Source organism: Rhizobium sp. NLR22b (assembly GCF_019685295.1).
Classification (GTDB): domain Bacteria; phylum Pseudomonadota; class Alphaproteobacteria; order Rhizobiales; family Rhizobiaceae; genus Rhizobium.
Genome location: NZ_JABDWM010000036.1, coordinates 14,932 through 27,328 on the forward strand (window position 1 = coordinate 14,932; position 12,397 = coordinate 27,328).

A 12,397-nucleotide genomic window follows, 5' to 3' on the forward strand; every position below is an offset into this window, starting at 1 on the left:
GGGACTGGGATGGATTTCAAACCTGATAATGCGAGAAAGCTGCTTGAGCAGTTCGACTTCGCGAAGCTCTTCACCGAAGAATTAGGCTGGGATCGACACAACGCGGACCTTTCGGTTCCCATCGGGGGTGTAACTTTCGTGCTCCGCGCTGTCGCGGAAAAGCGCGGGATGGTGGCTTGGGTCTGCCACGCGCCCTCAGGGCATCAAATCCCCGATCGAACAGCACGAAAAAAAATCGAAACTCAGGTCGCCAAAACCACACTTGAGCATCTTATCATCTTCACAGATGAAAAGCGCGCCGAGCAAACCTGGTCCTGGGCACGGCGCGAAACTGGCAAGCCCGTTTCGATGCCAGAGCACTTCTGGTATGCCTCATCAGGTAATCGCGGCTTTCTGCAAAAAATCGAAGCCATTGCATTCTCGCTTGCCGAAGAAAAGATCCTGACGCTGTTTGATGTCACGGCGCGAGCCCGCGCCGCCTTCGATGTGGAGCGTGTCACAAAGCGGTTCTACGACCAGTTCAAGACCGAGCACAAAGTCTTTCTCGGTTTCATCAGTGGCATCACGGAGGTGGCGGATAAGGAATGGTACGCTTCCCTGATGCTAAACCGCCTGATGTTTATCTACTTCATGCAGCGGAAGGGGTTCCTCAATGGCGAACGCGACTACCTGCGCGACCGTCTCGCCCGGTGTCAGAATCAAGAGGGCCAAGACAAGTTCTATTCATTCTACCGCTACTTCCTGCTTCGCCTCTTTCATGAAGGGCTCGGAGGCAAGGAACGCAACACAGAGCTCGACAAGTTGCTTGGCCGGATTCCCTATCTAAATGGCGGCCTGTTCGAGAAGCATCAGATTGAGGAGCGTTTCCCAGACATCAAGATTCCAGACGAGGCTTTCACTCGTATCTTCGCCTATTTCGACCGCTATCAGTGGCATCTCGATGAGCGCCCTCTACGCAACGACAACGAGATCAATCCGGACGTTCTCGGGTACATTTTCGAAAAATACATCAATCAAAAACAGATGGGCGCCTATTACACGAAGGAAGATATTACAGAGTACATTTCAAAGAATACGGTGATCCCCTTCCTTTTCGACGCCGCTAAAGCAAAATGCAAGGTTGCATTTGAAAATCCAGGTGGGCCGACGATTTGGGATCATCTGCGTGATGACCCCGACCGCTATATCCATGCCGCCGTTAAGCACGGCACCGAACACGAGCTCCCGCCGGAGATTGCGGCGGGCATGCAAGACGTGTCGGCCCGAACGCAGTGGAATCAGAAGGCGCCAGCAGGAATCGCTTTACCTACGGAGATCTGGCGCGAAGTGTTGGCGCGCCGCAAACGCTATACCGAGGTCCGGACTAAACTGGCGGCAGGCGAAGTTCGGGGGATCAATGATCTGATCACCCTCAATCTGGACATCCGGCAGTTTGCCCATGATGTGATTGAGCGCTGCGAAGGCCCCGACCTGCTCCGTGCCTTCTGGAAAGCAATCGAGGGTGTCACCGTTCTTGATCCAACTTGCGGTTCAGGTGCGTTTTTGTTCGCCGCGCTTAACATTCTCGAGCCGCTCTACGAGACCTGCCTCGACCGGATGGAGGCTTTTGTCGCTGATCTTGAGCGCTTGGGGGAAGGCCATTCGCCGAAAAAATTCGAGGACTTCAAGGCAACACTGCAAAAGGTCAGCACGCACCCCAACGCGCGCTATTTCACGCTGAAGAGCATCATCCTGAACAATCTCTTCGGCGTCGATATTATGGAAGAAGCGGTAGAGATCTGCAAACTCCGCCTGTTCCTGAAGCTCGCAGCCCAGGTCGATCCCGACCCGAGGCATGAGAACCTCGGCATCGAGCCGTTGCCGGATATCGATTTCAACATTCGCGCCGGGAACACGCTGGTCGGCTACGCAACCTACGCCGATGTCAAGAAAGCGCTAACCAGCAAGCTTGATCTTGATAATTCATTGGAGACGATCACACGGAGCGCTGCGGACCTTCAGCAGACGTTCAAAGCATTTCGGTTGCGCCAGGTTGACGGCGATGGATCGGTTCCGGTTGCCGACAAGCAAGCCCTACGACAACGTCTCAAGTCACTTGAAGACAAGCTAAATTTGCACCTCGCTCGGGAATCAGGCGTGAGGACCGATTCCGCTCAATATTCAGAATGGTTGCACACCCACCAACCATTTCACTGGTTTATCGAGTTCCACGGGATCATGGAAAACGGGGGATTTGACGTCATCGTGGGCAACCCCCCTTACGTCGTTTATCCTGGCAAGAATGTTCCGTACTCTCTGAATTCGTATGGCTACGACACACTCTCAACCAAAAATCTTTATTCTTTCGTTTTTGAGAGGAGTATCCGTTTAGCAAAGACGCAATCACCAATCGGTCTGATAGTTCAGCTGACGGCATTGTCGTCCGAAAAAATGCCGCCTCTTCAAAAGATGTTGCTCCAACGTAGCTCGCTAGTCGCTCTCTCGTTTCCTCGTCGTCCTCAATCCGTGTTCGAGGGCGTGGAGATGCCTGTGGTTATCCTTTTGTCACTCCCCGGCGGGCAGAAGCAGATTATTAGTTCGGACGTGTCACGTTTCTACGCTGAAGAACGACCCAATTTGATGTCAAAGATGATGATCGCTACGCACAGCGTTAAGCTGCACGGGCATCGCATTGGAAAACTTGGCCACGCGGAAGAAATAGAGATTCACAGTCGAGTTTCATCGCAGAAGTTTAATATTGAAAGTCTGACCTCGAAGTCGGGCAAAGGAATGATGTATTATCAGGAAGCGTGCCGCTACTGGGTCAAGGCATCCCATCGCGTTCCGCGGTTCATTAAGAATGGCGTAGCGATGGAGCCGCCGCACGGCAGAAAAATCGGCTTTCAAAGCGGGAATGCGGCTGCGTTTGCAGCTGCTCTATTGAATTCGAGTCTGTTTTATTGGTGGTATTCCGTTTTTTCCGATTGCGAGCATGTGAACGACGCCTTGGTTAGGTCGTTTCCCATACCAGCAAATTGGGACACGATCGACTGGGTACGGCTTAGCAATAAATTGGTCGACAGCTTAGAACGTGATGCGATCCAAAAGACCATTAATACTAAGCAAGGACATGTGATTGAATACGATGAGATATCAGCAGCAAAATCAAAGGGGTCGATAGATCGAATTGATGAGGAATTATCTCTGATCTACGGCTTGGGTCTGGAGGAAGCTGACTTCATAAAAAACTACGACATAAAATATCGCCTTGCTGGTGCAGATGAGGTGGAGTCAGGAGCCGATGAATGACGATCGCTGTTCTCGCATGGGGCTCGCTGATTTGGGACCGGCGGGATTTGGCGATCGCGTCGGAATTTATGCAACGCGGACCGATCCTCCCCGTTGAATTCGCCCGGATATCGGGAGATGGGCGCCTTACGTTGGTGATCGACGAAGCCTTCGGTGCTTCTTGTTCCACATATTACGCGTTGAGCGCTTGTAGTGATCTCAATGCAGCACTTGAAAACCTCTGGACGCGTGAAGGTTCAGGTACCGAGGTATTGCCGAAGAATGTACGCTCGCATGGCCGGGTTGGCTGGATCGACTCCACCAACGGAACCCGTAGCGAGAAGGCTATGGAGCGTCACCCGCAAACTGTGGAAGCCATTACGGTCTGGATGCAGGCGAATGGGTACGACGCTGTGATATGGACAGCGCTGGGCGAAAATTTTCATGAGCCCGACAAGGCCGCAGAGCCGTTTTCCGAAGAAGCCGCGATCCGCTATCTCGCATCGCTTAAGGAGCAAAAGCTGGCCGCCGCTTTGCGCTATATCCGATTTGCGCCTCCCGATCTTCAGACGCCTGTTCGGGCTGCGGTCAATGCTCGCTGGCCAGAAGGATGAGGGGACCATGAGGAGCCTGGAGCTAGCGGATAGCCTGAAACTCGTATCTCAAGGCGAGCGAACTTATCCCGACCGGCTGATCCAGCGGCTCGGCGCAGATGCTCCAAAGACGATTTCAATCCTCGGGACGTTCGAGCCGCTTTCCGCGCCGATGACGGCATTCCTCTGCTCGAAGGAAACGCCTGGCGCAACAATTCTCAAAGCTTTCGATCAGGCGGCGGCATGGCGCGATGCCAGAAGGTGTGTAATCAGCGGTTTTCATTCGCCGCTGGAGCAGCAATGTCTCGATATTCTGTTGCGCGGCAAACAGCCCGTTGTGATGGCAATTGCGCGCGGCATCAGCACCTTGAAATTGCCCGCTGTGCAACGAAAGGCTCTCGACGACGGTCGGCTGACTATCATCTCGCCATTTCCGGAAACCGAGAAACGCGCCACCGCTAATCTCGCCCGCCACCGAAACCATTTTGTCGCTGCCCTCGCTGACCAAGTGGTGTTCGCCTTCGTTTCGCCAGGAGGGAGCTTATCAATGCTTTCCAATGAACTCGCAGGCTGGGGCATTCAAACTCGACACCTTCATCGCTAATTCGCGCGTGATCTCCTTGCTTTGCACGCGATATTCTTCCGCTCTTGCTAGATTGCTGCAACTCACCGGCGCGCTGCAAACAGCCGAACCCCCGTCAATCCCGCCAGCCTCTCCACCAGCGCCTCCTGAAACCCAACATCGTTCACCTCCGCCGCCGGCTCCCGCCGCTGGCGGTGATACCAATACCCGCCGCTCACCTTCGCCGCTTCTTCCTCGCTCGTCGCCAGCCACGTCTGCGTCAGATGTCCCATCTCCAGATCATCCGGCGCGCCAGCGCCGCCCATCTTTGTTGGCACCCAGCCGGGGTCGACGGCGTTGCTGAGGACGTCGGCCCAGTGGCGGGCGATGGCGGCGGAAAGGGTGGCGATGTAGAGCTTGCTTTCGGAATAGGCTTGGCTGGCGCTCCAGGGCCGCTTCTTCCAGTCGATATCGTCAAGCGTGCTGCCGCCGCTGCGGTGCATGCCGCTGGTGAGATAGATCAGCCGGTCGGGCCGCGTGATCGAGGCGGTGAGGAGATAGGGGGCGAGCGTGTTGACCGCCAGCGTCTTGGCGTGGCCTTCGGGTGTCTCGCCGCGGCTGCGCTCGAGGTAGATGCCGGCATTGTGGATGACGGCGTCCATGCGGCCGATGGCGTTGACCTGTTCGGCGATCGAGCGGGTTTCCGCAGCACTGGCGAGATCGCCGATGACGAGGCCGAGGGCGGCGGCTGAGGTCTCGGCGATGGCCGCGGCGCGCTCGCGGGAGCGGGCGTGGAGGACGACCTCGTGGCCTTCGCGGATAAGGGTGCGGGCGGCGGCGAGGCCGAGGCCATCGGTGGAACCGGTGATGAAGATGCGGCTCATGGGGGTTCCTTTCGCGAGCGGTGGCGGGACAGAGTGCTGGGTAGGGGTGCTTCGGTCAAGGTGGGATGGTCGACAAGTCCGCCAGCGATCGGGTGCGGTTTTGCAGATTGGTTCCCACCTCCTCCGTCATCCTCGGGCTTGACCCGAGGATCCACACGCAGCACTCGAGTACATACGTTCACGGACAGGATGCTCCCTGCCGCTCCGTCTGCCGACGGCCAGCACAATGCGCGCGGCATGGATCCTCGGGTCAAGCCCGAGGATGACGGAGAGTGGGGTGAGGCTTAGGCCGGAACCGCGAGGCCGTTCGCCGGATGATGCCGCTCCGTCTGACACGGCGAGCACAATGCTCGGGGCATGGATCCCAGGGTCAAGCCCTGGGATGACGGAGAGTGGGGTGAGGCTCCGGCTGGTTCCGCAAGGCCCTCAGTCAGATGATGCCGCTCCATGCGCCTACGGCCTGCACAAAGCGCGCGGCGTGGATCCCAGGGTCAAGCCCCGGGATGACGGAGGAGAGGGTGGGGCTCGGCGAAAACGGCAATGTCGTCAGTCGGATGATACCGCTCCATGCGCCGCCGGCCGGCACAATGCTCCGGGCATGGATCCTCGGGTCAAGCCCTGGGATGACGGAGTATGAGGTGGGCTCGGCGAAAGAAACCGCAACGACAGTCTACGCCACTCCACCCAACACCACCTCACACCCCCTGCCGTCGCCGCTCCACCCCCGCTGCAATCGTCTGCACCAACTCGTCCACCTCTCTTGCCAGCCGCTCCAGCGGCAGGCCGACGAAGCGGCCTTCGAGGCTGATGCTGACCACGCCATGCACCGCGCCAAACAACGTGCGGGCGCGGATGGCGCGGTCTTCGGGGGGCATGTCGGGTTGCAGTTCGGCGAGCGGTTCGGCGATCATGTCCATCAGGAAGAGGTGTTCGTCGAGGTGCCATTGCGGCGTCGGGCTGGTGGCGGGGGGGAAGTGGTCGAACAGCGCCTTCCAGAGATTGCGGTGTTCCACCGCGAAGGCGAGGTAGCCCTGGGCGAGGTTGCGCAGGCGATCGGTCGGGCTTTTGCCCCTGGCCTCGTCAAGCGTCAGGCGCGCCTCCAGCGCCTTCAGCGTCGCGGAATTCACATGGATGACGAGCTCGGCAAGGTCGGAGAAGACGGTGTAGAGGCCGCCGAGCGCGCAGCCGGCATCCTGGGTGATGTCGCGGGCGCGCAGGTTGGCGAGCCCGTCGCGGGCGATGCGCTCGCGCGCCGCCTCGATCAGCCGGGCCTTCAAATCCTCGCGTTTTTCTTCTCGTCTGCCGGCCATTAACCATTTCCCTTCGAATTTTTGAACGACGTTCAAAATTTATCTTGAACGCCGTTCATGATTCTGCCATAACTCATCTCGTGAACAACGTTCATAAACCGGAGGACAGAAATGTTCAAATTGATTTCCACATTGTTGCGGGGTAGGGCGCATGATGCCGAGCAGGCCTTCGCCGATCGCAACGCCGTGCCGCTGCTTGCCCAGCAGATCCGCGATGCCGCCCAGTCGATCCAGACGGCGCGGCGCAGCGTCGCCGTCGCCATCGCCCAGAACGAGCAGGAAAAGGCGCAGCATCAGACGATCCTTGCCCGCATCGCCGATCTCGAGACCCGCGCCACCGCGGCGCTCACCAAGGGCAATGAAGGCCTGGCGCGCGAAGCGGCAGAAGCGATCGCCTTTCTCGAAGCCGAGCGCGATGCGTCGGAACAGGCGCAAAGCCAGTTCACCACTTCGATCGCCAAGCTGAAGGGCATCGTCAGGGATGCCGAGGCGCGGCTGCAGGCGCTGCAGCGCGGCGAGCGGCTGGCCCGCGCCACGCAGGAAGCGCAGAAGCTCGATATCGCAGTCGCCGGTCCCGGCCTTGCGACCCTTGACGAGGCCGAGGAGACGCTGGCACGGCTTCGCCTGCGCCAGAGCCAGAACGATCTGACGGCGGCAGCGCTGAAGGAGATGGAAAGCGCCACGCGGCCGGCCGGCATCATCGAAAAGCTTGCCAATGCCGGCTGCGGCGCGCCGCTCGCCTCATCGGCCGATGACGTGCTCGCCCGGCTGAAGAGCCGCATTACGCCGGCCGCCTGACACCTTCATCCACGCAACCATTCACCCCTAGAAATTAAAGGGTCACTGCTATGAACGACAGTTTCCAGAAACACTCCGCCAGCTGGGTCAGCTTCTCCTACATCTCCTTCGGCGCCGCCGCCTTCATGCTGGCGCTCGGCCTCTACATGATGCCGCTCGATCTCTGGGGGAAGGGCTATCTCGCCATGGGCATATTGATGCTGGTGCAGACGACGGTGAACATCACCAAGACGCTGCGCGACAATGCCGAATCCGAGAAGCTGATCCGCAAGGTCGAAGATGCCCGCACCGAAAAGCTGCTGGTCAAATTCAATCGTAACGGTGAAGATTGATCTTCCTTAACCACATCGCAGAGTTGTTATCGCACTCAACTTTTGCGTAACAACTCTGTGGCCTTCTCTGCCCACCAAAAGAGGGTCTCGCCGTGCAACACAATCTGATGACATCGAGGAAATTCGCGCCGCTGTTCTGGACGCAGTTCCTGACCGCCTTCAACGACAATTTCCTGAAGAACACCCTGGTCTTCCTCATCCTCTTCAAGATGTCGGCGAGCGAGGGCGCGGCGCTGGTGACGCTTGCCGGCGTCATCCTCATCGTGCCCTTCCTGCTGCTTTCCGCACTCGGCGGCGAAATCGCCGACAAGCACGACAAGGCCAAGGTGGCGGAACTGCTGAAACGCTGCGAGATCGGCATAGCGGCCCTTGCCGTTATCGGCCTCGCCTTCTCCTCCATTTTTGTGCTGATGGCGGCCCTCTTCGGCTTCGGCATCGTCTCGGCGCTGTTCGGGCCGATCAAATACGGCATCCTGCCCGATCATCTCGAACGCCGCGACCTGCCGAAAGCCAATGCCTGGATCGAGGGCGGCACCTTCATCGCCATCCTCGGCGGCACCATCATCGCCGCACTCGCCTTTTCGAGCGGCGACAATGTCGTCCTCTTCGGCTCGATGATGATGGGGCTGTCGGTGCTCTGCTGGCTTTCGGCCCGCATGATCCCGCCGACCGGCTCCAAGGCGCCGGATCTTGAGATCGACCGCAATGTCATCCGCTCCAGCTACACGCTGGTCATGGAAATCCGTGAGGACAAGCGGCTGTGGCGCTCGGCGCTGATGAACTGCTGGTTCTGGCTGGTCGGCGCCTTCACGCTCTCCATCCTGCCGACCATGGTGACCGAGCTGCTCGGCGGCTCCGAGCTCGTTGTACCCGCCTATCTCACGGTGTTCGCGATTGCCGTCGCCGTCGGTTCGGGCATTGCCGCCTGGATGTCGGCGGGCCGCGTCGTGCTGTTGCCGGCCCCCGTCGGCACGGCGCTGCTCGGCCTCTTCAGCCTCGATCTCGCCTGGAACCTCTGGGGCCTCACCTCGACCTCGCACGCGACGACGATCCTCGATTTCTTCGCCGGCGAAAATACCATCCGCGTCGCCATCGATCTCGCCGGCATGGCGATCTCGGGCGCCTTCATCGCCGTGCCGACCTTCGCCGCCCTGCAGACATGGGCGCATGAGGATCACCGCGCCCGCGTCATCGGCGCCGCCAATGTGCTGTCTGCGCTGTTCATCACCGTCGGCCTCGGTTTGGTCGCCGCCATCCAGGCGCTCGGGGCCTCCATTCCGCAGATTCTGATCGGCCTCGGCATCGTCAATTTCGGCGTCGCCTGGCTGATGCTGAAGACGCTGCCGACCAATGCCTTCCGCGATTTCATCTCGATCCTGTTCCGCGCCTTCATGCGCCTCGAGGTCGAGGGGCTGGAGAATATCAAGAAGGCCGGCCCGGCGCCGATCATTGCGCTGAACCATGTCAGCCTGCTCGACGGCGCGCTCGCGCTCGCCATCACCGAGGAGGAGCCGACCTTCGCCGTCGATTACAAGATCGCCCAGGCCTGGTGGGTGCGCCCCTTCCTGAAAATGTGCAAATTCCTGCCGCTCGACCCGACCAAGCCGATGGCGACACGCTCGCTGATCAAGGTGGCGCAGGAAGGCAATGCGATCGGCATCTTCCCCGAGGGCCGGCTGACGGTGACCGGCACGCTGATGAAGGTCTATGACGGCGCCGCCATGGTCGCCGACAAGACAGGCTCGATGGTGGTGCCGGTCAAGATCGACGGGCTGGAAAAGACCTATTTCTCCTATCTCGACGACGGCAAGATCCGCCGCCGGCTGTTCCCCAAGGTCAAGGTCACCATTCTCGAGCCGGTCAAGCTCGAAGTGCCCACGGAGCTGAAGGGCCGCAAGCGCCGCACGGCGGCCGGCGCCGCACTCTACCAGGTGATGTCGAACCTGCTCTTCCGCACCGCCGATACCTCGTCGACCGTGCTCGAGCGGGTCATCCGCGCCGGCCACGAATTCGGCATGAAGAAGCCTGCGGTCGAGGATCCGGTCACCGGCCGGCTGACCTATGGCAAGCTCCTGACCGGGGCGGCCGTGCTCGGCGCCAAGTTCCGCGCCCGCTTCCCCGAGCAGAACCTCGGCGTCATGCTGCCGAACGCCAATGGCGCCGCCGCCACCCTTCTCGCCGTCATGACATCAGGCAAGGTGCCGGCCATGCTGAACTTCACCGCCGGTGCCGCCAATCTCCTCTCGGCCTGCAAGGCGGCCGAGGTGAAACACGTGCTGACCTCGCGCGCCTTCGTCGCCCAGGCCAAGCTCGGCGCTGTCATCGAGGAGTTGGAAAAGCAGCTGACGATCGTCTGGCTCGACGATCTCAGAGACGAAATCTCGTTCAAGGACAAGCTGATCGGGCTTCTTCGCAAGGGTCGGCCGCTCGTCAAACGCCAGGCCGACGATCCGGCCGTCATCCTGTTTACTTCGGGCTCGGAGGGCACGCCGAAGGGCGTGGTGCTGACCCACCGCAACGTGCTGTCGAACGCCGCCCAGGCCGCCGCCCGCATCGATTTCCACAGCGGCGACAAGGTGTTCAACATCCTGCCGGTCTTCCATTCCTTCGGGCTGACGGCCGGCACTGTGCTGCCGCTGATCTCGGGCGTGCCGGTCTATTTCTATCCGTCGCCGCTGCATTACCGCATCGTGCCGGAGCTGATCTATGTCTCCAACGCCACGATCATCTTCGGCACCGATACCTTCCTCAACGGTTATGCCAGGACGGCGCATCCGTATGATTTTCGCTCGATCCGCTACATCTTCGCCGGCGCCGAGCCGGTGAAGGCGGCGACCCGCCAGACCTATATGGAAAAATTCGGCCTGCGCATCCTCGAAGGTTACGGCGTCACCGAGACCGCGCCTGTGATCTCCATCAATACGCCGATGTACAACCGCTCCGGCACGGTCGGCAAAATCCTGCCGGGCATGGAATGGAAGCTCGAGCCGGTGCCCGGCATCGATGAGGGCGGCCGCCTGCATGTGCGTGGCGCCAATGTCATGGCCGGCTACCTCCGCGCCGAAAAGCCCGGCGTGCTCGAGCCGCTCGCCGATGGCTGGCACGACACCGGCGACATCGTCAGCATCGACGAGGACGGCTTCGTCAAGATCCGCGGCCGCGCCAAGCGCTTCGCCAAGATCGGCGGCGAAATGGTGTCGCTGGCGGCAATCGAGGCGCTCGCCGCCGAACTCTGGCCCGCCGCGCTCTCGGTCGTCTCGTCGCTGCCCGACCCCAAGAAGGGCGAGCGCCTGGTGCTGCTCACCGACGCCGAAACCGCCACCCGCGCCGAATTCCTCGCCTTCGCCAAGTCGAAGGGCGCCATGGACATGATGGTGCCGGCCGAGGTCACCATCGGCAAGGTGCCGGTGCTGGGCTCCGGCAAGGTCGATTTCGTCGCCGCGCGCAAGCTGGCGGAAGGGGCGGCTGAGAAGGAAGAGGCGGCGTGAGCACCGGCGTTGGGCGGGGGAGGGCGCCAGCTCTCCTCTGTCGCCAGACGCGCCGCCGGCACAGCCTGTGCGGCGCCGCTTTTGCCGTCGCTTCATCGCCGCCGCTGGCGATGCTTCGCGGCACCACCTCGCTTCCGCGTTGGCGCACTTATGCATCCCAGCCGCACCCCTCGTCCGCGTCGGCTTATGCGTCCGGGCACCACCTCTCCTCCGTCATCCCAGGGCTTGACCCTGGGATCCATGCGGCTGGCGCTGAACAGCAATGGCCTCCCACCGCAGAGAAATCGAAGCCTCATGCTTGGCTGTGGATCCCAGGGTCAAGCCCTGGGATGACGGAGTGTTGGGGTGGCGTTATCGCCACACGTACCGACGGTGCAGCTTGAGAGCGGGCGGTGCGTGCGGCGTCGCTTTGCCGAGGCTTGTGCGCCGCTTTTGCCATGGCTTCCTCACCGCTGCCGGCGATGCGTCGCGGCACCAATCCTCTTCCGCGCCGTCCAGGCTTATGCGTCCCGGCGCCGCCTCTCCTCGCAGTGAGCCGATCTGTCGCGCGACCGCCTCTCCTCGCGCCGGCGGGCTTGTGCATCCCGGCACCACCTCTCCTCTGTCATCCCAGGGTTGACCCTGGGATCCATGCGGCTGGCACTGGTGAAGAGTGATGGCCTGCGGGGAAACGATTGAAGCCGCGCGCCGGGCTTGTGCATCCCGGCACCACCTCTCCTCCGTCATCCCAGGGCTTGACCCTGGGATCCACGCGGCTGGCACTGCGGGGAGGGTGATGGGCTGCGGGGAAGCGATTGAAGCCGCGCGCTTGGCTGTGGATCCCAGGGTCAAGCCCTGGGATGACGGAGTGTGGAGTTGGCGTTCTCGCCAAACGCACCGCCGGTGCAGCTTGAGAGCCGGCGCAGTTTGTGAGGCGCTGCATTTGCCGTAGCTAGTGTGGCGCCGCGTCTGCCGAAGCGTCATCGCTGCCGCCGATGCGTCCCGGCACTATCTCTGCTGCGCGCTGGCGGGCTTATGTGCTGCGCCACCACCTCTCTTCCGCGCTGGCGGCTTATGCATCCCGGCACCACCTCTCCTCGCAGTGAGCCGATCTGTCTCGCGACCACCTCTCCTCCGTCATCCCAGGGCTTGACCCTGGGATCCATGCGCAGAGCACCACAGAA

At 60.8% G+C, this 12,397-nt stretch carries 8 protein-coding genes; 6 read left to right on the plus strand and 2 right to left on the minus strand.

Going from position 1 to position 12,397, the window contains the following annotated elements; genetic code table 11:
* Window positions 1-9: 9 nt before the first annotated feature.
* The 3 genes from HJC00_RS31095 to HJC00_RS31105 are packed head-to-tail and all read left to right on the plus strand — an operon-like array spanning window position 10 to window position 4,464.
* Entirely contained in the window at window positions 10-3,288 is a 3,279-nt protein-coding gene (locus tag HJC00_RS31095) for an Eco57I restriction-modification methylase domain-containing protein (RefSeq protein WP_221165122.1), read from the plus strand.
* A complete protein-coding gene (locus HJC00_RS31100; protein ID WP_221165123.1) occupies window positions 3,285-3,881 on the plus strand; it encodes a hypothetical protein in 597 nt (198 codons plus the stop codon). Before HJC00_RS31095 ends, HJC00_RS31100 begins: the two co-directional genes overlap by 4 nt.
* A 7-nt stretch (window positions 3,882-3,888) precedes the next feature.
* Window positions 3,889-4,464 (plus strand): DNA-processing protein DprA, encoded by a 576-nt coding sequence (locus HJC00_RS31105; RefSeq protein ID WP_210628869.1) that lies wholly within the window; start codon window positions 3,889-3,891, stop codon window positions 4,462-4,464.
* A 62-nt stretch (window positions 4,465-4,526) separates the two neighbouring features.
* On the opposite strand, the gene HJC00_RS31110 is transcribed toward HJC00_RS31105, so the two are convergent.
* Both HJC00_RS31110 and HJC00_RS31115 read right to left on the minus strand, forming a co-directional pair.
* Window positions 4,527-5,306 carry an SDR family NAD(P)-dependent oxidoreductase gene (locus HJC00_RS31110; protein WP_210628868.1) on the minus strand — a complete coding sequence of 260 codons (780 nt, stop codon included), beginning with the start codon at window positions 5,304-5,306 and terminating at the stop codon, window positions 4,527-4,529.
* Between the two features lie 695 nt (window positions 5,307-6,001).
* Entirely contained in the window at window positions 6,002-6,616 is a 615-nt protein-coding gene (locus HJC00_RS31115) for a TetR/AcrR family transcriptional regulator (protein ID WP_221165124.1), read from the minus strand.
* A gap of 111 nt (window positions 6,617-6,727) precedes the next feature.
* On the opposite strand from HJC00_RS31115, the gene HJC00_RS31120 reads away from it, so the two are divergent.
* The 3 genes from HJC00_RS31120 to HJC00_RS31130 all read left to right on the plus strand — a co-directional run bounded on the left by HJC00_RS31120 (window position 6,728) and on the right by HJC00_RS31130 (window position 11,234).
* Window positions 6,728-7,414, plus strand: coding sequence for a PspA/IM30 family protein (locus HJC00_RS31120; RefSeq protein ID WP_221165125.1), 687 nt, complete (start codon window positions 6,728-6,730; stop codon window positions 7,412-7,414).
* 50 nt (window positions 7,415-7,464) lie between these two features.
* Window positions 7,465-7,746, plus strand: coding sequence for a YiaA/YiaB family inner membrane protein (locus HJC00_RS31125; protein WP_008529123.1), 282 nt, complete (start codon window positions 7,465-7,467; stop codon window positions 7,744-7,746).
* Between the two features lie 92 nt (window positions 7,747-7,838).
* On the plus strand, window positions 7,839-11,234 hold the full coding sequence (locus HJC00_RS31130) for an acyl-[ACP]--phospholipid O-acyltransferase (protein ID WP_221165126.1): 3,396 nt from the start codon (window positions 7,839-7,841) through the stop codon (window positions 11,232-11,234).
* The last annotated feature ends 1,163 nt before the right edge of the window (window positions 11,235-12,397 follow it).

Excerpts from the sequence above, each read along its gene's own strand:
- HJC00_RS31120 (WP_221165125.1), top strand. The coding sequence starts at position 6,728 with ATGTTCAAATTGATTTCCACATTGTTGCGGGGTAGGGCGCATGATGCC.
- HJC00_RS31115 (WP_221165124.1), bottom strand. The coding sequence starts at position 6,616 with ATGGCCGGCAGACGAGAAGAAAAACGCGAGGATTTGAAGGCCCGGCTG.
- HJC00_RS31100 (WP_221165123.1), top strand. The coding sequence starts at position 3,285 with ATGACGATCGCTGTTCTCGCATGGGGCTCGCTGATTTGGGACCGGCGG.
- HJC00_RS31095 (WP_221165122.1), top strand. The coding sequence starts at position 10 with ATGGATTTCAAACCTGATAATGCGAGAAAGCTGCTTGAGCAGTTCGAC.
- HJC00_RS31110 (WP_210628868.1), bottom strand. The coding sequence starts at position 5,306 with ATGAGCCGCATCTTCATCACCGGTTCCACCGATGGCCTCGGCCTCGCC.
- HJC00_RS31105 (WP_210628869.1), top strand. The coding sequence starts at position 3,889 with ATGAGGAGCCTGGAGCTAGCGGATAGCCTGAAACTCGTATCTCAAGGC.
- HJC00_RS31125 (WP_008529123.1), top strand. The coding sequence starts at position 7,465 with ATGAACGACAGTTTCCAGAAACACTCCGCCAGCTGGGTCAGCTTCTCC.